The organism is Heyndrickxia shackletonii, from assembly GCF_001420715.1.
GTDB classification, from domain to species: domain Bacteria; phylum Bacillota; class Bacilli; order Bacillales; family Bacillaceae_C; genus Margalitia; species Margalitia shackletonii.
Genome location: NZ_LJJC01000015.1, coordinates 235552 through 257100 on the forward strand (window position 1 = coordinate 235552; position 21549 = coordinate 257100).

Consider the following 21549-nt stretch of genomic DNA (forward strand, 5'->3'; position numbering starts at 1 on the left):
TATTTCGTCCTTTTTATAGTAACAGAAAGTTAGAAGATAGTTGAACAATTTGTTTTCGTAAGTAAAAGACAAAATGTTAAGTAAGATAATCAACTATATTTGCATCTGTTACTAAAACAAAAATGGAGGAGTTTATTTTGGAATATACCTTTTTAGGAAGAACTGGATTGCGGGTTAGCCGTTTGTGTTTGGGTACGATGAATTTTGGAGTTGATACAGATGAAAAGACCGCGTTCCGTATTATGGATGAAGCTCTCGATGCAGGAATTAATTTTTTCGATACTGCCAACATCTATGGCTGGGGAGAGAATGCAGGAGTGACAGAGAGCATAATTGGAAAATGGTTTTCGCAAGGGGGACAACGCAGAGAGAAAATCGTTTTAGCAACTAAAGTTTACGAGCCAATTTCTGATCGAAATGATGGACCAAACGATGTGAGAGGTTTGTCACTTTACAAAATCAGACGCCATCTAGAAGGGTCACTTCAACGGTTACAGACTGATCATGTAGAATTGTATCAAATGCATCATATAGATCGGCGGACACCATGGGATGAGATATGGGAAGCTTTCGAGACTCAGGTTCGAACAGGTAAAGTCGACTATATTGGATCGAGCAACTTTGCAGGCTGGCACTTAGTAAAGGCACAGGCTGCAGCTGAGAAACGGAATTTTATGGGAATTGTCACTGAACAGCATAAGTATAGTTTATTAGAGCGAACAGCTGAGATGGAGGTGTTACCGGCTGCACGAGATCTAGGTTTAGGTGTAGTTGCGTGGAGCCCCATTGCAGGAGGGCTTCTAGGTGGTCATGCCTTGAAAGATGATGTCGGAACTCGAACGGTTAAAAGAGCCGATTTAATTAAAAAGTACCGTTCGCAGCTTGAGAGATTTTCGGCTTTATGCAAGGAACTAGGGGAAAAAGAAGCCAACGTCGCTTTAGCGTGGGTCCTTGCAAATCCAGTTTTAACAGCCCCAATTATTGGACCGAGAACGATAGAGCAGTTACGGGACGTCATCAAAGCGGTTGAAATTAGTTTGGAAGAAGAATTACTCCGCGAGTTGAATGAAATTTTTCCAGGACCTGGGGGAGAGACGCCTGAGGTATACGCTTGGTAAGCGTTTTGGATAGAACTTTACAGAGAATTATACTCCAATAGTTGGGAAATTCAATGCAGAATTCGATTTTAGCAAATAGTTAGACTATTACTTTTCAACAATCCTTAGCTTTAATTGAAAAGATTAAACTTTTTTATAAAAGATCAATCCATTTTGATAAATCTTTTTTCAAAATGGATTCTTTTATTTATTCTAAAATGCTAGTTTATGAGGTGTTTTTCTAAAAGGACGCCTTCTTATTAAAGAAAAGCGCCAGATTGTTGAAAAAAAGCTACTGACAATTGTTCAACTAAACTGCCCCGTTAGTCGAATAAGAAAAAGCCACCAAATTGGCAGCTGGATCTTAAACTCTTGCACCCGTTAGTTGAAGAAGTTAAATCACTTTAAATTTCCTACCTCCATTTAGTGATCAAACAAGGTAGAAATAAACCAGTTCTTACCTTACGTTGATTTCTTTACCGCTTTCATCGAATAACTTAAACGTCAAACCGATTTGATTGGCTCTGTCGCCTTTGTAGTATGGTAGTGACAGGTCTTTTGGGACTGGTTTAGCGATGAAGAAAGCGTCTTTGTTCTTTGGTATGGAAACGGTTGTTTTGATGTGTGATGTAACATGTTTTTGTTTGGTAACGGAGAATTGTTGTGCTTGTAACACGACGCTTGCAATGGGTACATTCCCGTATAAATCATTGATTCGTTTTCCGTATAGGATTTCACTTAAACCATCTTTTGTTTCGATGACACTTGCGGTCAGATTATTTGTCCCCCACTGGACCATCCAATCGTTTTTTTCTGTGATGGGCGGTATCCGATACTTCCCGTTCCATTTTTTCTCTAGCAATGCAAATCCGTACATCTCTCCGTATTTTTCACTTTTGACGCTAAAGAAGGCGATCGCTGATTTGTCACCAAGTTTGTTCGTTTGAAGCACGCTTACTTTATCGCGGGCGATGGTTTGTAGGGCAGCCTCCATTTTTGGATCATGTAAGGTGAGCGTTCCCTTCACGCTATTTAGAACGAATCCTCCTACAATCAAACCAACTAATAGTAATAACATGATTAATCGTTTCATCAATTCTCCTCCAAGATAGTTGTTATAACTATCTTATTTATTTAATTGCACAAAGCATCTCTCCAACTTCATAGTTTCGATTTGAAAAGTCAATTCCCTTTTTTTCAACTAAACTCACCGTTTATATAATAAGAAAAAGTTCTCATGGTTATTTAAAAAAACAACTTTTTGTACAAAAAAAAAGACCACCCTTATTATTTAAGGAAAGCATCTGTTAATTAATGTGCATATTTCTAACAAAATAAAAAAGCTAACTCATTCAAGTGTTTCTAATATTACATACTGCTGTCAGTCTTCTTTCACTTTTGGATTTCAGTATTCTATATATGTAATCTTCATGGTCGAATGGTGTTTATTCACAAAAGAAACCTTTGTTATCTAAAGATCACGCATGTTCCAAACAACTTCTTCTCCATTCTCTTTCCAGGTACTATGGTGGCGAATGAAACCAATCTTTTCAAGAACTCGAAAGGAAGCAATATTCCAAGAACCCACAGTAGCCCACAGACGTCGCCGTCCAGTGGCGACAGCAGCTTCTATAATTGCCGATGCGGCTTCAGTTGCATAACCATTTCCGTGGACTCTTTGGAACAGTTCATAAGCAATTTCCGGCTCTTCAATAGTAGAACGACCGATAATTAACCCGCAATATCCAATAATATCTCCTTCATCTTTGCGTCTGATTGTGAGTAGACTTATCCCACTTTCCAGTGCTCTTTCGCGTAAACTGATAACATTTTTGAGAGCAGTTTCAAGAGTTGGCTTAGCAACGCCCCGTTCCCCAACAAGTTCCCTATACCAGGATGCATCTGATTCCTCCCACATACTCAAGTAAAGCCGTTCAGTTATTATTTCAAAATTCATTGCCGGGAATCTATTTGTCATTTTATAACCTCCTTTTCAAGTCAAGATATTCTCACGAGAAACAATTTATTTCACTTGTTAGTAAAAAATAAATATAATTTTATAAAAAATGTTTCAATTTTAGTATCGAAAAAAACTTAAATTATCTCCATTATTTCCATACTTAAAATTAATTTCATTCTATAACAGATCTGCCCCGTTAGCTTAATAACTTCAACAAAAACAGCATTAATCCTTCTTCGATTAATGCTGTTTAAGTACATTTCTTCACAATATTAATCGGATAAAAAAGATCGCCATTGACGATATCAAATAAAGTATCCATCTTTAATTAGAATCGACGAGTAAACGATGTTTACCACAATAAATGCACTCAAATAAATAACCTTGAAGATTTCCTTCATTTTTTAAACCATTTTGAAATCCTTGTTTTGTTAGACCATATTCAGTACAAATTTTTTTAATATCTTCAGCTAATTCATTCTCAAAATGTTTAATTTCTTCCCAACCAACATATTGTACTATCGCACAAAAATCTCCACAATGACTCAACCAATACTCCTGCTGCCATCCCACATATCCTGGAGTTCTATGTATTAATTCATCAATGTATTCTTGCTTATCTACCTCTTCACAACTATCAACATCTTGGAATTCACCATCATACTTTTTGGTAGCCGAACCATCTAAGATACACCAAGGGCAAATTCCCTCAACATTGTCCTCTGCATAAAAAGGACCCTCATACATATATTCACGTTCTTTCTTACATACAGGGCAACTTGTTTTTTCTTTTATGATTACACCCAAGAATAGTGCATTGGGATTGTATTTAAGGTATATCCATATTTAATCTCCCTAATTAATAGAATGCAGTAAATCTTTATTTCTAAAAGATATTAATTCTGCACTTAAAGGAATTTTCCCTTCTTTCACTAAACTGCCCCGTTAGCCAACCATGCAGAACAAAAAACAGTCCTGCACCACAGAGAATGAAAATTGGTCAGAAATGTCAATACTGATATAGAGACCTTAATCCAATCGACACTTTAAAACTTTATTATTATCTAGCTCCTCTTTTTTTTACAGTGAAGGGGGGGCCTCTAAAGTAATGTCTTTTTGAAGTTTATGAGGTAGTTTATTTTCATGGTAGTTTAATATAAAAGCCCTTCTCATTCTTCGAGAGGGATATTTTTTATTATTTCCTAATATTGTTTGATCCAGTATGCTTGGTTATTAACAGTATTGTTTATATTGGTTTCAGTAAGTGTGCACATCTCCACTTGAACCAATCGTTGATTTAGCCGCAATTTTAGTCGATATAACACCTGTAAAGTTCCTATCTAGATAAAACAGGACTAATTAATGAGTATATTTTCACTAGGAACAATGATATATTTTTTAAAAATCTATTAATACTAATACACTCGTCCAAACAGATTATTAACTTTCACATAGTTTATATTAGCCGTATCCTCCACTGGCACCATAAAGAGCACCTCCAAAAAAGCGTATGTCTATGTACATACGCTTTTTCTCATAGGATTTAAATCTATTAGACAAATATGGATTTTCTATTTTTTATACGTTTGTCCATTTCGTATAAATTTGGATTTTCATAATTTAATAGTGGATAGATGATGGTATCCAGTTTAAATGCAGGAGGTGATAAGTATGTCAGATTATGGACATGGAATGGGAATGGGATTTGCTTTGATTGTAGTATTATTCATTCTGCTTATTATAGTAGGAACTTCTTTTGTTGGAGGCGGTTACTAATTATTAATACCGTAAAACCATTCTTATGTAAAATTGAACTCTAAATCATTATATGGAGGTGAATATATATGTGGTGTGGAACAGGCGGTTATAGTTATGGCGGAACATCATATGGCGGTAGTTCCTTCGTACTAATCGTTGTATTGTTTATTCTGCTTATCATTGTAGGAACATCTTTTTGGTCATAAAAGAGTGAGCATCTTTCAAAGGGCAGATAATTCTGCCCTTTTCATTAATCCAAAAGAAAGGAAGTGGTAAAATGAATCCTATGATGAGATACCGTGGCGAACCAGTTGAAGTAAGGATGCGGGACGGAAGAGTAGTTCGGGGAGTAATTGGCGGAGACCCACCTCCAGGAGGTTTCTTTTTGGTCTCAGGTTTCAGAAGAAGATTTGTACCATTTGCAGCTGTTATTTTCGTCTTTTCATTTCGATTTAGAAGGCGTATTTTTTAAATCAATTTCAAAATGCCCTTCTCAAAAATAGAAGGGCTAACTTTAAGTACACTTTTTTCACAAACTAGTAGGATATGGAGTTGACCAAAACAAAATTATTTTCTAAAGAAATTAGGAGGGAATATGAAGCTACCCTTTTTTAAAAGATAAGAAAGTATAAAAAGCGGCGCTTCCTGATCTGCTCTGCACTTTTCTTACTATTTTGGTCTAGTGTTCACAATAGATTGCTATCTATCCTTCTTGAACAAAATTGCCGCTCTTGTTCCATAACGAACATGTTTCTATATTACATATAATCTTTTATTTGCCTTGACCGTTTTTTCGCTCCCTCGAACCAGTTTAATGTAACCCTTTCTCAAGTCTATGTTTCCTCTCTCCTGGTCAATGTGACTCATAATCTTAGTTATGCGTATTAATCTATATTTCGATTTTTGCTTTTTCAGCAAATGTAAGCATATTTTTCAATGTCTCGGCACGATTTTAAGATGTATAGACTTTAACCCTTCTTTCTTGTTTATTATCAATAACACCAGGGAAACTAACGTTATCGCCTCTGTAAACTTTACTTCCAGGAAATAAGTCAAATGAACAAGTCATTCCCTTATTTTCAGTAATTTAGATTTTTAACACTTTGCCGATAATAATAAGGGAGGTGAGTTTCTTGGATATTGCAGCTTTATCAGTTAGTATGCACCAAGCTTCACTCGGTCAAAGTGTAAGCATAGCTTTAACTAAAATGTCTTTGGATAATACGCAGCAAAATGCAGCCCAAATGATTGAAATGCTTCAAGCTCCACATCCAACTTTAGGTAACTCTATCGACCTAAAAGGATAAGCTCCGGAAAAAATGTATTCTAAATAGGATGCATTTTTTTCTTCTTCCACTCTCAATCAAGTTAAGATAATGTGTCAACAGCGACATTAAAGATATTCGTCTATATTCAACAAATCTTGAATTGGTATCAGGTGCGTTTATCGGATACCTTCTGAACGTAACTTCCTCCAAATTCTCTAAAAGCAAATCCTCAAGGGAATGGATACTTCCATTTCCAATGTTAGATGAATGAATGCATGATTAGTTATAAATAATTCAATCGTCTGAGCATATTGATCTGGTTTTAATATATTTCCCGCAATAACTTATGGTTTGCGTTCCAAGCCTTTCGCTGTTCCAAATTCATCGAATCAACTCCTCATTTAATGTGTAAAATTCGAGATGATTCTTTGAATTCCTTTCATACAGGGCTACATATTTCACCCCAAATTAGACATTCTATATGAAGAGGTGAATATCATGAAAAAGCAAAATTCGGAAGTAGCAACTAATAATGAAAATGTAAACAGTTATCAAAGTAATCCTGTCAATGATGTTGATATTGAGGATCAAGCGATGAACGGGTTATATGGAATGGTGGAACCGGAATCAGAAGGGCAGTAATAAAAATACCCCACGGAAATTAACTTCCATGGGGTAAGCAAATTAATTATTAAGGTAAAATGTGATTGACACCCATTCAAATACCGACAAGCTTAAAAATATACTTACATTACCTGATCTATATTCCCAACATACTTTCTCACTAATTCTTTAGCCTCTTTTATACCAGCCTCTGTCAAATATACAGATTTAGATCGTATACTCCCGCGAATCATATCCTCATCCGTAAGTTCATTTAAAACTTCAAAGGGATACCCCTTCCAACTTCTTCTCATCTCACCGGGAAGGTCATTTTCTTTCCATGATGTTAAATATAGCAATAACAGAGTAAGTTCCTTAATCTTTTCTTCCATTCCTAAAAAACCCTTTCTAAAATCAGTTTTATCTTAGCTTAGAAAAGTTAGCAATTTACAAATAAAAAAAGAAAGGCAGCACATTCAGCCTTTCATCCTTTTTTTAACTCTCTTCTTTCCATTTCTTAACCAAACGCTTCGGCGCTGCATGCAAATATGCCTCTTGAATGAGATCATTCAACTCATACCAGTTTTCCTCGTTTGGATTTTGAATAGAGACCCAGCCATGATGCCCTATATAAGGAGCTTTGAAAAAATGATCTTTCTGTATCAATATTTCTTGGGTTTCCCGATCTGACTTGAACGATAAGCGGAACCCTTTGTCGCTTTCACCGGAAATCACGAAAGATTTTCCATTGATTTTAAAAGTATGGTGACCGAAACCGTCGATATGTTCGACGGCTTCGGGAAGTGCAAGACAGATATTGCGTAAATTCTCTAGCATGCCAACCGTGTCTTGAGATTCCATGTTTTTATTCACCTATCATCATTTTATTTTGCATTTTTATCAGGTTGATGAATCCCGAATATATTTCCTTCGGTATCCATATAATATCCTTGCCACGCCATTCCGGGCAAAGCGTATTTAGGAAGGGAAACCTTACCGCCATTTTCAATAATTTTGGCCTCTGTTTCATCGTAATTTTCTACTTCCATTGTACAAGCATATCCGTTTAAAGCTTGGTTTGCTTCCGGCGGAGCACTTTGACGCTGCATCAAGGCACCATTGATTCCAAGTTCATTTTCATCTCCGGTCACAGCCCCAAAATAAGGCATTCCTGCATACTCACTCCAATCTTGAAAGGACCAGCCGAAAACCTCTCCATAAAACTTTTTCGCACGTTCCATATCATCCACGTGAATTTCAAAATGCACTAATCTTCCCATGATTTCCTCCTAATATGAATATAAAATATGTTCCATCATTTATTCTGGTTTTCGCTTTTAAATCCCTCTCTATTATCGAAAAGAATTTGGAAAAATATACAGTCCTAATAAATTGAACTGAACCTGCCAAAATTCTAATTTGAGGAAAAGGATTAGCAGAGCATGTGATTAGAAGTTCAACAGAACATTTGTTCTTATATATAAGATACCACAATAAAAATGATTTGTCTTTAACATTTTCGTTTTGAGAAAAAAAACGACCCGTTCACACATTAACGGGTTTACTTGTCAGGTACAAAAAGGTAAAACAACCTAAATCCATCGCAAACCTCATAAATTTCACAACACAATTCACAGTATATTGCACAGTCAAAAAGGCTTAGAGATGCAAATCTCTAAGCCTTTTTGACTTTTCTTTTATTCACTAAAGCGCCCAGTTCATCTGACGCTGAAGCGAGTTTGATAAATAAGCGGAGAAATTTCTCTTAATGAGGAAATAGCACTGAAAATGGCTTAAATAGACGGAGGAATTCCGACTATTGTCTCGAAAAACGTAAAAATGGGTAAATTTGCTTTGCTTAATCGGAAATTCTCCGCTTATTTTAAATATCACTGGTTACTAAATTAAGGATAAGACCGCTTATGTTTCCAAAAATCATTTAGAAGCACTTTCTTCGTAAATTCCATGTTTATTGGGAAGATTTCCATAATGACCAGATAAATCATATAGATACAAAGGATATAAGTTTTTTATAATATATGCTTCCTTTTTATCTGTTAATTGTACGTCAATTTTCATAGGGTTCTCCTTTAATGATCAGTAAAAATCTTCTAGTTCCATTTTCTACATTTCACCATTTTATTCCTTTAATATTTCAGCAAAAGAAGTGCACACCCCTTCCAAAAATGTTAAGAATAACTTGGTTTATTTTGTTTTCTTTCCACCACGTAATTAAAAATGCGACTGCTCTTAATGAACAATCGCACTAGTAACCTGATAAAGGTGATCCAAGATAATCAACTTTTTTCTTTATATTACTTTATCAATCTTTCAAATTTCTCCTAATAAAAAGGATATTCCTTTTAGCCAACTATCTCACATTGTTTATTCATCTACATCAGTAAGATTATGCCCCTTTGCATCATAAGATGTTACTTTTATTGGCATATTTACTTTATCTTTATGGAAAGTAACATACCAAAACCACACGTTATCACCAATGAAAAATTTATTTGGCTGTATATTATCTTCACTATTTATGATGATGGTCTTTACTTTGTCAGTAGCAAATCCGCTTATCATCGAAAATTTCTCTTTCGGAAAATTATCAGCTTGCCAAGTAATATATCCTCTTTCCACTAATTCCTCTTTAAACTCAGCGAAATTCAAAGCATGAAAGGCTTTCTTTACATCAGTAAACTCTTTATTGGTAAGTATGGGCATTACTCCTAAATCATTCTTACAAAAAACTAAGTTTGACTTTACATCAATAAAATCGATCTTGGCAGGAACATCCGATTGACCTGACAACTGCGCGCAAAATTTATCTTCATATTTGGTAGGACTTGCTTCAATTGCAGAATTATTTTTTTCAGTGGTACTTGATCTTTCTTTTGGAGTGGTAGCAGGACTTATTACCGTAAAATAAATCAATGCAATTAATACTAAACCAAGTAAAATAAAGAATAGTCTTTTATACATCTTCAATTCGACCTCCTCTTTCTGTAAAAGTTAAGTTTTCAAACAAAAATATTTAAAACATTCTCTTTTCTATTCGGAATTATTCTAAAACGGCAATAATTCCTACGTCCTTTGATTAATTCGTTTCTTCTATCATAAGTTTCTTATCAAGATTAGTAAATTTATATATAAATAATTCTTGCTGCAGTACTTTTATCAACATGAATCATCTAAATGGAAAAATCTTATTCATGAATGTTAATGAAGCCTATTTTGAGATTATTCCATATGATTTCCCTTATCCCTCTTTGGGCAAGAGTTCAGTATTTTTTAACTTCTAGATCAAGATGGATTCTCATACTTATTAACTAATTGTTGAATAAGGAGGATCTTGATGATTACTCATTATAAAACCTATCGACCCTATTTATCCCGTTTTGATCCTTACCTGCCAATAAAGAGCGAAACATATTCTTGCTTCCCTAATTTTTATAGGAGCTACCAGCCTTCACCCCTATCACAGCTGGCTCCCGGTAAGTCTTTACAGCCAGCAACCTTATGGAATCCATTATATGATTCTTATTACAATCCGTATAAACCAGCAAAAAGAGGCAGCCTAAATCGGTATTCCCGCCGCCGTGAACAATTGATGCCTCCAGGAGAATTTTCTTTAAATACTCTATACCCACCAAGCAAAGGTGAAGAGTCTGTTCCACTTTTTCAAATGCCTAACCAAGGCATGTTACCTGAAATGGCATACAAAAAAGTCCACAATAAAGTTGCCCTAGATGGCAATGCCTATCTTAATCTTGCAACATTTGTTACTACTTGGATGGAGCCTATCGCAGGTCGCTTATATGCAGAATCATTCAATAAAAATTTGATTGATAAGGATGCATACCCAAGGACAGCGGAAATAGAGAAGCGGTGTGTAAGAATTTTAGCAGATCTCTGGCATTCGCCAAGTCCACATGAAACGATAGGGGTTTCTACAACGGGATCGTCGGAAGCGTGCATGCTTGGTGGCCTTGCATTAAAACGGCGTTGGCAAATCAAGCGCAGGAAACAGGGAAAACCAATTGACCACCCAAATATCGTATTTAGTTCCGCTGTACAGGTCGTTTGGAAAAAATTCGCGAACTATTGGGACGTTGAACCACGTTATGTGAATATAACCCCAGATCGTCTTACTATGGATCCCGAGGGTGTTCTTGCTGCTGTAGACGAAAACACAATCGGTGTAGTAACAAATCTTGGGGTTACTTATACAGGCCTTTACGAACCGGTCGCCGCAATTTCGAATGCCTTGGACGAGCTTCAAATCAGAATAGGTCTTGATATTCCAATACATGTGGATGCCGCTTCAGGAGGATTTATAGCTCCATTCCTGCAGCCAGAATTAGTATGGGATTTTCAGTTGGCCAGGGTGAAATCCATCAATGTTTCCGGACATAAATATGGATTAGTGTACCCGGGCGTTGGATGGATTGTATGGCGCGAGGCCGAAGATCTCCCCGAGGATCTCATCTTTCGGGTATCCTATTTAGGAGGGAATATGCCAACATTTGCCCTGAGTTTCTCCCGCCCTAGCGCACAAGTCATCTTGCAATATTACAATTTTCTTCGTTTAGGCAAAGCGGGATACTATGAAGTACAGAAGGTCTCTCAATCAGTGGCGCAATACCTTAGCAAGGCCATTCAGACAATAGGACCATTTGAACTATTTGCAGATGGATCGGATCTTCCGGTATTTTCATGGCGCCTGAGAGAAGGATACACATCAAACTGGAATCTTTACGACTTATCCCGCAGGTTGAGAACACTTGGCTGGCAAGTGCCCGCGTATCCTTTACCACCGGATATGGAAAATGTCACGATTATGCGTGTTGTGATTCGAAATGGATTCACCATGGAATTGGCTAATTTATTCTTGAGAAACCTTATGGAGACCGTCTCATTTCTGGATTCTTTGGATAGGCCGATACCACATGACCTGAGATATGATATTTCTTTTCACCATTAAACTTTGGATCCTGTATGCGAACAATCGCAAGGTTCTATTTTCTCTAAATTGTTGATTTAAATTTGTTGATTAACATATAACTGTAGCCCTTAATGCCCCTTTTTAGCAATAACAACGTATAACGAGTCTGTTGGAAATAATTTTTGCAGTACACTGAATCCGGCATTTATTAATTCCTGTTCCATCATTGATGCGGAAATTCTCGGTGGACCATCAGCAGAATTTCCCTTTTTTTAGGACTATCTAAAAGCTCTGTTTTTCTTTCCAAATGTTCCATTTTCTTTGAACTAATTTTTCCCTTTTCCATGTGTAACCTCTTCGTAACTGATCATTACTACTGCTATTATTTAAATTCTTCCATTGTAAACTCATAATTTATTCCCATTGCAGCACGGGACCCCTCAGCAGCAGAGATTATTAACTGTGAAGGGCCGTTTAAAGTTGTATCTCCAGCAGCATACACACCTTCTACATTCGTTCTGCCTAAGGCGTCAACAATAATCCCGCCACTTTTATTCAATTTACACCCCAGTGAAATAGCAAACTCATTTGGTTGCACAAGATCTGTCGTAACAAAACCACCAGTTCGGTTCACTTCTGTTCCGTCCTCAAACACTACCTTTTCTAATTTTCCATCTGAACCAATTAAATTTACGATTCGTTCTTCCATAATCCTAATACCTTTTTTCTTCAATAACATCTCCTCTGATTCTGAGAGGATTTTATGCCCATTCGTACAAACAATTAAGTCTTTACTCCATTGATACACCATTTTTGCCAAATGTGAGGCATGTTGGTTTTCAGAGATTATAACCAAAGGTTGTTCTCTTAATTCCCAGCCGTCGCAATATGGACAGCTGAAAATGCTTTTCCCATAATAATCCTTAATGTTATTTACATTAGGTAAGCTTTCTTTAAGTCCAGATGCAATCAAAATTTTCCTACTTAAGTATGAGTGCCCTTCTTGTGTTATTAGTTGAAATAGAGAGGGACTTTCCCTTTTTACTTCTTGAATTTTAGAGTCTTTTATTTTTACAGACGGATATTTACTTATATCTTGATGTGCCAAGTTTCTGAACTCACTTGGATCAACACCATCTCTCGTAATAAATCCGTGCGACTCCTGTGTAACAGCATTTCTTGAACGACTATTGTCAAAAAGAATAACATTTCTCCTAGCCCTACCTAACACGAGAGCAGCATTCAGACCAGCTGGCCCGCCACCTATAATTGCACAATCCAAAATCATTTTTTCACCCCATTATCGATATTAAAGATATTTATAGTCTATAATTAATATAAAAAAAATTAATTGGCAATTGAATTGATATGATTTACCATATTTTCATTTACCTTTTGTAATACATGTTCAATCGTTTGAGATCTTAGATAATCCTCCATTTTTTGCTCAGCTTCATTCATTACTTTTTCAATAAAGCAATTTTGTCTATCGTGTATATTATTTTCTAAACTACAATGAAAAAATGAAGTTGTTCCCTCTATTGCCTGTATTACTTCTAAGAATGTAATATCCTTTACATCTTTAATTAACTTGTATCCTCCATTAACTCCTGTAACGGATTCAATAAAACCAGCTTTCACTAAAGTAGTTAATACTTTGGAAAGATACGTTGGTGACACTTTCTGTACTTCAGCCAAAGGCTTTACACCTATTGTTTTTCCTGGTGGCAAAAGCCCTAAATAAACAATGGTGTGAAGGGCATAATTAGTTGCTTTGGAATACTTCATTTTTCTCACCTCCAATTAAAGACTTAATGAGTCTATAATATCTTTAATGAAATAGATATGTCAATTAATTAATTTTCACCAATTTTATTTCATATACATGTATCTCTAATATACTTAATTAATATTGCACCTTTTTATCAATAAACTTCATCAGCCTCCGGATAATGTATTCATTTAGATATGATACTGATTCTTTAATTTAAATATCTCATCAACTGCCTTCTGATACCCACCCGATTTTTGAAAAGATTCCCTAATATTTGTAACGGCTTCGTGGAAAGACGGCTGGTTTAGAACATAGTCTGCGGCTTCACGCAATTGATTTGCAGACAGGCTGTTCATTTGTAATGCTATTCCAGCTCCGATACTAGCAACTTGCCCGGCAATAATCGGCTGATCCGCACTTAGTGGGATTACAATTAGCGGCACTCCATAATAAAGACCTTCATGAGTACTGTTCATTCCACCATGTGTGATAAATAATTTAGAGTATTTGAGAACCTCGGTTTGTGGAACATAATTTTTCACTATAAAATTTTCAGGTATATCACCCAGTTCAGTAAATTGCGTTTTTTCGCCAATCGACATAACAACGGTGTGATCAGTGCTGCCAAATGCATCAAGACAAAGCTTATAGAAATCAATTGCTTGATTCATGACAGTACCAAGTGAAATATAAATTGTGCTTTTTCCCTCGATGGCAGTAAGGTCGAAGTTTTCTTGCGTTAATCGCGAAGAAATAGATGGACCTACAAATTTGTAAGTTTGGTCGAATGCTTCACCATTTGGCTGAAATTCCTTCGTTGTATAAACAATTGTAAGCGGGGCAGGATTACAATAAACTTCGTAAGGGGTACGAATCTCGACACCAAACTTTTCCTTCACCACTCCAGTCAGTCTTTGAAATTCATCGAAAGTTTCTTCAGGGATTTTTTTAGAAAGCTGTTCAAACATTTTATCAAACGATTCATTGGTCTGCGCAAATGTAGTGCACGAATTGATTGCCGGAAGCTTAAGGATTTGGGCAATCAAATGACCGCAGCCAAACATCGAATCGTGGATGAGATAATCAAAATGCTCTCCTTTGATTTGCTCCAGAACACTAGGAATCATGATATCAGCCGTATGTAATAGACCATTAATTCTTTCCAGTAAATTATTTCTGCCTCCTGAAATAAAAGCATTTATAAATTTTTGAACATCGAAGGTTTTTACGGTTGCACCTGTCTCCTCAATACGTTCACGAAAATCTTCAATAGTAAAATACACTACTTCTTCTCCTCGCGAAATAAGCTCTTGCACAACTCCAATTGTTGGATTCACATGCCCTTCTGATCCACCATTAATAAATAAAACACGTGCCATTTTAACGTCTCCTTTTATAAAAAGTTCACTCACTTATATATGAGTTAGGTCACTATTCCTTTCCCTAGTTCAACTCAAACGGTGGAATTAATTTTATCATAGTACAAATATGGAAAATCTCAAACATTGTAATCATTTTGGGTTTCGAAGTCATTTCGGTTATTACAAATATCCGTTTTAATTAGGACGGACTAATTTCCTAGTACTAGGAAAGAAAAATAAATGTAAGGGCTTTATTTTGTTGTTATGATTTAAGCAAATAACAAGGAGGGAAACATTATGGCAAAAAAAGTTTTATTAGTTTGTGGAGCAGGAGCATCATCTGGTTTTATGGCGGCAGCAGCCCGAAAAGCTACCAAAAAATTAGGGGTAGATATCGAATTTAAAGCAAAAAGTGAATCAGAAATCGGTGAACATTTAAATGACATTGACCTTCTATTGGTTGCACCGCATTTGAAATACATGATTGACGATGTAAAAAGCGCATGTGAAAAAGCAGGTGTTAAATACGGTATCATTCCCCAAAAAGTATATGGTTCTTTAGATGGTCAAGGATTAGTTAAGGTTGCCGAAGATTGTTTACAAGGTGGAGATCAATAATGGAACAAATAAATAAAGAAGAACTAGCATTAATTTCAATGAATGTAATTTTACATGCTGGTAACGCACGCGATTATGTTTTTCAGGCAGTAGACAAGGCTTCTAATGGAGATTTCAATCAAGCAGATGAGCTAATGAAAAAAGCAGATGACGAGATCGTTATCGCTCATAAAGTTCAAACAAATACTCTGCAACAAGAAGCGGAAGGGATTGAGATTCCGTATTCGCCATTATTTGGACATGCTCAAGATACATTAATGACCGTTAAATCAGAAATGAACATTATGAGGGAGATTATAAAACTTTACAAAAAAATCTAAAGGGGGTAAAAATGATGGATAAATTTATGTCCTGGATGACGGATAGTTTTGCTCCAAAGGTTAATAAGATAGCTAAAAACGCTTGGGTTGCATCCATTCAAGACGCTATCTTGACCGCCATGCCAATGATTTTTATCGGTTCGTTTGCAACCATTTTGTCAATCGTTAAAGATTTTTGGAAGGGCTTTCCTGACTTTTCTTTACTCAGCACTTTTTCATTTGGTTTATTCTCGTTATTTTTAGCTTATTTAATACCAGAATCAATAATGAACCATAAAGGCCATAAGGGTGTTTCCAAACAAGCAGGTCTTGCTGGCTTAGCATTTTTCTTAATATTGGTATATCCACAAATTACTGCAGATGGCCATATAAAGTTTGACCTAAATACATTTGGTACCGGTGGTATGATTGCTGCTTTAATTGCCGGATTGTTTGTTGGCTTTATGATGAACCTTTTCTCAAAATGGAAATTTATTGGGGAAGATTCTGCGATTCCGGATTTTGTTGCTGTTTGGTTTAACACGTTAATTCCAATTATTGTGATATTACTCATTGGTTGGATTTTTACATTTGAAATGCACATCAACTTATATAATGTTGTAAATTCCATCTTTTCACCATTGATTCATCTCGGTCAAAGTTTCTGGGGATTTGTATTGATTCTCTTCCTTGGTTTTGGATTCTTATATACTTTCGGGATTTCAAGTTGGGTTATCTATCCAGTTGAAACTGCAATTGCCTTGCCGGCTATTGCACAAAACCAAGCAAACTTTGAAGCAGGAAAAGCAGTAACGAATATTTTTACGGTCGAGTCAGCATCTTTATTTCTTATCGGTGGCGGTGGTGCAACACTGGCACTATGTATTATGCTAGCATTTATGGCGAAATCACAACGGTTAAGAATGATAGGAAAAGCATCCCTAATTCCATCCATATTTAATATTAACGAACCAATCGTGTTTGGTGCACCAATCGCATTCAACCCGATTTTGATGATACCAATGTGGATTAATGGATTGGTAGGGCCTATTCTAACTTGGTTTGTCATGAAAGTTGGATTAGTACCAATTCCGCATCAACCATTTCAACTTTGGTATATCCCCTCACCGATCCAAAATTGGATTATTACTGCATCCATCGCTGGGGTGATTTACTTCATTGTACTATTTGTCATTTCATGGATTGTCTATTACCCATTTTTCAAAATTTATGACAAGCAAGCGGTTAAACAAGATGCAGAATTAGCAGAGGAAGGAGAATAACATAAATGAGACAAAATAAATATGCAAGTTTTCCAAAGGATTTCTTATGGGGCGGCGCAATTGCCGCAAGCCAAGCTGACGGTGCTTTTAATGAAGATGGAAAACAACCCAATTCATCTGATGTTCAACCATATCTCAAAGGAATGTCCAACGAAGAAATTCAAGAGTTAGAAAAGCAAGGGATGACGTTAGATGAAGTGAAAAAGAATCTTACTGATACAACCCATTACTTTCCTAAACGTCACGGTATTGATTTTTATCACACTTATGAAAGTGACTTAGAATTACTAGCCGAAATGGGCTTTAAAACTTTTAGAACTTCTATAGATTGGTCACGAGTATTTCCTAACGGGGATGAAACCGAACCTAACGAAGCAGCCTTAAATCACTATGACAAAATGATTGATAAGATGAAGTCTCTTGGAATCGAACCAATCATTACGATGTTACATTATGAAACACCAATTAACATCACATTACAGTATGGCGGTTGGAAAAATAAAACAGTCATTGATATGTTTGAACGTTATGGAAAGGTACTTTTAGATCGCTTCGGAAATCGAGTGAAGTATTGGATTGTTGTTAACCAAATCAACATGGTTCAAATCGAACCATTCTTGTCTTTAGGTATATGCAGAGATCAATATGACAATATTGAAGAGGCTGAATATCAGGCCGTTCATAATCAAATGGTAGCCTCTGCTAAAATTCAAAAATATGCCAAAACATTACATTATGATTTAGAGATTGGGACCATGGTTGCTGACATGACAGTATATCCATTTTCATGTAAGCCAGATGACGTTGTATTAGCTATGCAGCATAATCGCATGCAATATTTCTTTACAGATGTTCAGTTTCGTGGTGAATACCCAAGATATGCTGTCAATTATTTCAAGGAAAACAATATTCATCTTGATATTACAGAGGAAGAAATAAAGGTGTTAGAAGAAAATACGATGGATTATCTTGCTATCTCCTATTATTTCTCCCAGATGGTTGATTCAACAAGAAATGTGAATAAAGCTGATTCAACTTCGGTAAATCCTAATTTAGATGCTAATCCATGGGGCTGGAATGTAGATCCACAAGGATTATATAATACGCTTTCTCAATATTGGGATCGTTATCAGAAACCAATCATAATTGCCGAAAATGGATTCGGTATGTATGATACGCTTGAAGACGGAAAGGTCCATGATGATTATCGTATATCCTACTTAAGTGATCATATCGAACAGGTTGGTCGCGCAATATATGATGGTGCTGATATCATAGCTTATTGCGCTTGGGGACCAATTGATATTGTTAGTTGTTCTTCCCAACAAATGACCAAACGTTACGGTTTTATATATGTTGATTTAGACGACGAAGGCAAAGGTTCTGCAAAACGATTGAAGAAAGATAGTTTTTATTGGTATAAGCAAGTCATATCAACTAATGGTTCAGAAATTTAACATACTAAAAAGGGGAAGATGGCAGTTGACCTTCCTCTTTTTACTATACAAGGACTGATTTGATGAATAATACGGATATGTTACTCGATTATCTTAAAAAACATGCAGGAAGAGACTTTATATCTGCTAAAACATTAGCTGATTCATTAGGCGTAACCGACCGAACTATTCGTCATTACGTTAAGTCAATTAATGATAAACACCCTAATCTTATAGAATCGAGCAGAGTAGGCTATAGGTTAAGTAATAATACTTCCAATATTATTAAATATCCAGAAAATAATGATCATATTGATAATCGACGTTTTTATATTCTCAGACGGCTTATTAAGAGTTCTGACCGTGGCTTGGATTTATTCGATTTAGCAGATACTTTATACGTCTCAGACGCTACAATCCGTTCTGATATGATATACCTCAATCGTTTTGTGACGAAACATGGCTTACAAATCATTCAACAGCATAATCGGTATGTCCTTACTGGCGATGAGAAAAGCCGCAGAAAATTGATGATTGATTTAATTGACTTATCGAAACCAACCAAAACATCTCTTGAAGAAGAAGTGCAGAGATTTTTAGGAAAAATATCCCTTCATGAGCTGATGAAATTAAGCAGGACCATTTTTGAAAAGTATCATGTTCATCGAAACACTTACTTCTTTAAAAATTTCATCTTGCATTTAGCAATTGCGGTTGAACGAGCAACGGATAATGAACAGCTAGAACAGAGCTCATCTCCAATCCATAATCGTAATACAACCAGTTTTAAAATCGTAAATGATATAACAGATAAACTATATAAAATGTACCACATACAGTTTTCTCAAGCGGATAAAGACGAATTGGCCATCTTATTTACCGGCCAGCTAAAAGATGATGAGATTTCCATGGATGATTATGCAAACAGCAAAGTTTCGAAAGCATTAGAACATGCCATTCAGGAAATAAGCGAAGTCTACATGCTTGATTTTGATGATCAAAATTTTAAAACCCGTCTATTAGTGCATGTGCAAAACTTGTACAATCGGCTAATGCAAAATAAATATACAAGAAACATGAGTGTATTGAACATTCGAATTAAATACCCAATCATTTTTGATATTGCTGTATATTTGGCTTCGGTGCTGTCGAATGATTTAAATGTTGAGATTAATGATGATGAAATTGCCTTTATTGCATTACACATTGGATCATTTTTAAACAGTCAACATGATGATAATAACAAAATTAATACAGTTATTATTACTCCGGCATATCTAGGTCAGCAATCAGAAATTGAAGAGTGTATTCAAAAACATTTTGATGATGAATTGGTGATAAGAGGGATTTATGAAGACATCAGTGATTTGAATTCATTCACTTCCAATGAATTAGTCATCACAACGCAAAACTCTGAACAGTTAAGAAATCATTTAGCACCCGTTCATACGGAAATAGTGAGTATACATGAATTTATAACGAAACACGATATTGCTTTGATCAGCCGTGCTATTGAAAGCATCAAACATAACAATTACCTAAACTTTCTTAAAGAAAAGATCCCAGAATTATTTAGAGAGAATTTTTTCATCAACATTAGTGATGATTCCTCAAAAGAGGAAATAATGGAGACCATTGCTGATGTTTTTCAACAGAATGGTTATGTAGATAATGACTACTTGAAGAAATTGAATGAACGGGAAAAGGTTTCTTCAACCGCTTATCCAAGCGGTGTCGCCATTCCCCACACAATGAAGTTTGAAGCAATAAGGACGGGATTAATGATTTTAAAACCTGTCAGCCAAGTTGAGTGGGATAGTATTAAAGTGAAACTAATTATTGGGATTGCCGTCAACAAGGATGACTCATATACATTTAACAAGATTTTCCCGCGAATTATTGAATTGGCTGCTGAACCATATAATATTAATTATCTTTTTGGTACAAATACTAGGGACGAATTTATGGATCGTTTAATTGAATTAATGGTGCGGGATAATTACTTTCCGGAATAAAGGGTGGTTTACCAATACACGTTTAACACAATTGACTAATAATAATACCAACTAATCAAAAAATAGTGCCTGTCCTCCTACTATGTATACCTTAAAGTACGGAGCATTAGGCACTTATTTTTATCTTTTCAATGCTAAAACCAGCGGTCGGAAGGGAAACACCAACTTGTATGATGCTGCTTATACCGTTTAGGCGTCAGTTTGGAACTTTGCCTACTAACCTCACATTATAAAAACGCATGGCTGCAAGACTGCCTTCCGCCTCAAAAATTCCCGCTTCAATCAGCTTTTTTAGCCGATATTCAAGAAATTCATCCCCTACATATTGTTCTAAATGACCCAGCACTTCCCCTATTAATCTTGCAGATTTCATAAAGTCCTTTTGTTTTTTATTACCATGTAATTTTTTTGCTTTTTTTATTATAAAATCGTCAAAAAAGTCTTCAGGTACTATTTGTATCCTTCCATTTTGCCATATTCTTAACGTTTCCTTATTATCTGAAAGAGAAATCCATTCATTTTCCAATTTCTCTCGATCATGGTCTGTAATCCGTATTCTATGACCATGCTCATATATAAATTGGAACTTTTCAAGGGGAATTTCACCTGAATGAAGGAGCGAATACTTCATCTTTTTTATTCTAAATTTCTGTTCATATTCTTCTGTTGTGTTGATAATGCTGATATCCATATTTTTTTCCTTTAAAAGATACATAGCCATTCGCATACCAATCTGTTCGTGGGCGTTATCAGAAGTCCAAATGGTTATTTGCGTACCTTCAGGGATGGAGGCTATTTCATTGATTGTCTTTCTAAACCTTTTCTTATAATCAGGGAATTCATCATATTCGTCACTTATACATTTCTTCATCCATTCAAATCTTGATTTCACTCCATTTTCCTCATGTAACTTCCAAATCGGACCAATGGAGAATGTGTCCCAAAAAGCGATAACTTCTTCTTTATTAAGCCCCATTTCTCTTAAAACGAATTTTAAACTACCAGATGCTGATGCACCGAATATAATATGTTTCATATCTAAATTGTTCCTTTCGCCATATTTAGAATCTGTTAAGATTCATAGAGTTTCAGGAGTTAAAGTTGGTACGTTCATTACACTATTGTATCTATA

General features: G+C 35.7%; 25 protein-coding genes. 12 read left to right on the plus strand and 13 right to left on the minus strand.

The window, feature by feature from the left end; translation table 11 throughout:
- The first annotated feature begins 137 nt into the window (after positions 1-137).
- Positions 138-1118 carry an aldo/keto reductase gene (locus AN964_RS22940; protein WP_055742127.1) on the plus strand — a complete coding sequence of 327 codons (981 nt, stop codon included), beginning with the start codon at positions 138-140 and terminating at the stop codon, positions 1116-1118.
- 436 nt (positions 1119-1554) lie between these two features.
- On the opposite strand, the gene AN964_RS22945 is transcribed toward AN964_RS22940, so the two are convergent.
- From AN964_RS22945 to AN964_RS22955, 3 genes are all read right to left on the minus strand, one after another.
- A complete protein-coding gene (locus tag AN964_RS22945; protein WP_055742128.1) occupies positions 1555-2190 on the minus strand; it encodes a hypothetical protein in 636 nt (211 codons plus the stop codon).
- A gap of 378 nt (positions 2191-2568) precedes the next feature.
- Positions 2569-3075, minus strand: coding sequence for a GNAT family N-acetyltransferase (locus AN964_RS22950; RefSeq protein ID WP_055742129.1), 507 nt, complete (start codon positions 3073-3075; stop codon positions 2569-2571).
- Positions 3076-3381: 306 nt separating this feature from the next.
- Positions 3382-3903 carry a CbrC family protein gene (locus tag AN964_RS22955; RefSeq protein WP_055742130.1) on the minus strand — a complete coding sequence of 174 codons (522 nt, stop codon included), beginning with the start codon at positions 3901-3903 and terminating at the stop codon, positions 3382-3384.
- 852 nt (positions 3904-4755) lie between these two features.
- On the opposite strand from AN964_RS22955, the gene AN964_RS25810 reads away from it, so the two are divergent.
- The 5 genes from AN964_RS25810 to AN964_RS26175 all read left to right on the plus strand — a co-directional run bounded on the left by AN964_RS25810 (position 4756) and on the right by AN964_RS26175 (position 6725).
- Entirely contained in the window at positions 4756-4833 is a 78-nt protein-coding gene (locus tag AN964_RS25810) for a YjcZ family sporulation protein (RefSeq protein ID WP_209391946.1), read from the plus strand.
- Between the two features lie 68 nt (positions 4834-4901).
- The gene (locus tag AN964_RS25815) at positions 4902-5021 is read left to right on the plus strand and encodes a YjcZ family sporulation protein (protein ID WP_083489522.1); all 120 of its coding nucleotides are present in this window, start codon (positions 4902-4904) and stop codon (positions 5019-5021) included.
- 71 nt (positions 5022-5092) lie between these two features.
- Complete coding sequence (locus AN964_RS22960) at positions 5093-5287, plus strand: hypothetical protein (RefSeq protein ID WP_055742131.1); 195 nt, start codon at positions 5093-5095, stop codon at positions 5285-5287.
- A gap of 661 nt (positions 5288-5948) precedes the next feature.
- Entirely contained in the window at positions 5949-6122 is a 174-nt protein-coding gene (locus AN964_RS25820; RefSeq protein WP_083489523.1) for a YjfB family protein, read from the plus strand.
- A 459-nt stretch (positions 6123-6581) separates the two neighbouring features.
- A complete protein-coding gene (locus AN964_RS26175; RefSeq protein WP_126648674.1) occupies positions 6582-6725 on the plus strand; it encodes a DUF4021 domain-containing protein in 144 nt (47 codons plus the stop codon).
- Between the two features lie 104 nt (positions 6726-6829).
- Here the strand turns inward: AN964_RS26175 and AN964_RS22965 are convergent, their stop codons facing one another.
- The 5 genes from AN964_RS22965 to AN964_RS22980 form a co-directional block, all read right to left on the minus strand.
- The gene (locus AN964_RS22965; RefSeq protein WP_055742132.1) at positions 6830-7078 is read right to left on the minus strand and encodes a DUF6429 family protein; all 249 of its coding nucleotides are present in this window, start codon (positions 7076-7078) and stop codon (positions 6830-6832) included.
- 103 nt (positions 7079-7181) lie between these two features.
- Positions 7182-7547 (minus strand): MmcQ/YjbR family DNA-binding protein, encoded by a 366-nt coding sequence (locus AN964_RS22970; protein WP_055742133.1) that lies wholly within the window; start codon positions 7545-7547, stop codon positions 7182-7184.
- Positions 7548-7570: 23 nt separating this feature from the next.
- A complete protein-coding gene (locus AN964_RS22975; protein ID WP_055742134.1) occupies positions 7571-7966 on the minus strand; it encodes a VOC family protein in 396 nt (131 codons plus the stop codon).
- A gap of 655 nt (positions 7967-8621) precedes the next feature.
- On the minus strand, positions 8622-8765 hold the full coding sequence (locus tag AN964_RS26835; protein WP_163258568.1) for a hypothetical protein: 144 nt from the start codon (positions 8763-8765) through the stop codon (positions 8622-8624).
- A 306-nt stretch (positions 8766-9071) separates the two neighbouring features.
- A complete protein-coding gene (locus tag AN964_RS22980) occupies positions 9072-9668 on the minus strand; it encodes a hypothetical protein (RefSeq protein ID WP_055742135.1) in 597 nt (198 codons plus the stop codon).
- A gap of 628 nt (positions 9669-10296) precedes the next feature.
- Here AN964_RS22980 and gad point away from each other — a divergent pair.
- On the plus strand, positions 10297-11670 hold the full coding sequence (gene gad, locus AN964_RS22985; protein WP_055742500.1) for a glutamate decarboxylase: 1374 nt from the start codon (positions 10297-10299) through the stop codon (positions 11668-11670).
- Positions 11671-11854: 184 nt separating this feature from the next.
- Here gad and AN964_RS27385 read toward each other — a convergent pair whose 3' ends face one another.
- The 4 genes from AN964_RS27385 to AN964_RS23000 all read right to left on the minus strand — a co-directional run bounded on the left by AN964_RS27385 (position 11855) and on the right by AN964_RS23000 (position 14784).
- A complete protein-coding gene (locus AN964_RS27385) occupies positions 11855-11977 on the minus strand; it encodes a hypothetical protein (RefSeq protein ID WP_268888304.1) in 123 nt (40 codons plus the stop codon).
- Between the two features lie 36 nt (positions 11978-12013).
- A complete protein-coding gene (locus AN964_RS22990) occupies positions 12014-12919 on the minus strand; it encodes an NAD(P)/FAD-dependent oxidoreductase (RefSeq protein ID WP_055742136.1) in 906 nt (301 codons plus the stop codon).
- 59 nt (positions 12920-12978) lie between these two features.
- On the minus strand, positions 12979-13419 hold the full coding sequence (locus AN964_RS22995) for an Rrf2 family transcriptional regulator (protein WP_055742137.1): 441 nt from the start codon (positions 13417-13419) through the stop codon (positions 12979-12981).
- Positions 13420-13593: 174 nt separating this feature from the next.
- Positions 13594-14784, minus strand: coding sequence for a macrolide family glycosyltransferase (locus tag AN964_RS23000; protein WP_055742138.1), 1191 nt, complete (start codon positions 14782-14784; stop codon positions 13594-13596).
- Positions 14785-15063: 279 nt separating this feature from the next.
- On the opposite strand from AN964_RS23000, the gene AN964_RS23005 reads away from it, so the two are divergent.
- From AN964_RS23005 to AN964_RS23025, 5 genes are all read left to right on the plus strand, one after another.
- Positions 15064-15384, plus strand: coding sequence for a PTS sugar transporter subunit IIB (locus AN964_RS23005; protein ID WP_055742139.1), 321 nt, complete (start codon positions 15064-15066; stop codon positions 15382-15384).
- The gene (locus AN964_RS23010; RefSeq protein WP_055742140.1) at positions 15384-15704 is read left to right on the plus strand and encodes a PTS lactose/cellobiose transporter subunit IIA; all 321 of its coding nucleotides are present in this window, start codon (positions 15384-15386) and stop codon (positions 15702-15704) included. Before AN964_RS23005 ends, AN964_RS23010 begins: the two co-directional genes overlap by 1 nt.
- A 14-nt stretch (positions 15705-15718) precedes the next feature.
- Positions 15719-16966 carry a PTS sugar transporter subunit IIC gene (locus tag AN964_RS23015; protein WP_055742141.1) on the plus strand — a complete coding sequence of 416 codons (1248 nt, stop codon included), beginning with the start codon at positions 15719-15721 and terminating at the stop codon, positions 16964-16966.
- Between the two features lie 5 nt (positions 16967-16971).
- Positions 16972-18423, plus strand: a complete 1452-nt coding sequence (locus AN964_RS23020) for a glycoside hydrolase family 1 protein (protein ID WP_055742142.1) — start codon at positions 16972-16974, stop codon at positions 18421-18423.
- 62 nt (positions 18424-18485) lie between these two features.
- Positions 18486-20417, plus strand: coding sequence for a BglG family transcription antiterminator (locus AN964_RS23025; protein WP_055742143.1), 1932 nt, complete (start codon positions 18486-18488; stop codon positions 20415-20417).
- Positions 20418-20613: 196 nt separating this feature from the next.
- Here the strand turns inward: AN964_RS23025 and AN964_RS23030 are convergent, their stop codons facing one another.
- Positions 20614-21453 (minus strand): DUF1835 domain-containing protein, encoded by an 840-nt coding sequence (locus tag AN964_RS23030; protein ID WP_055742144.1) that lies wholly within the window; start codon positions 21451-21453, stop codon positions 20614-20616.
- Positions 21454-21549: the final 96 nt, after the last annotated feature.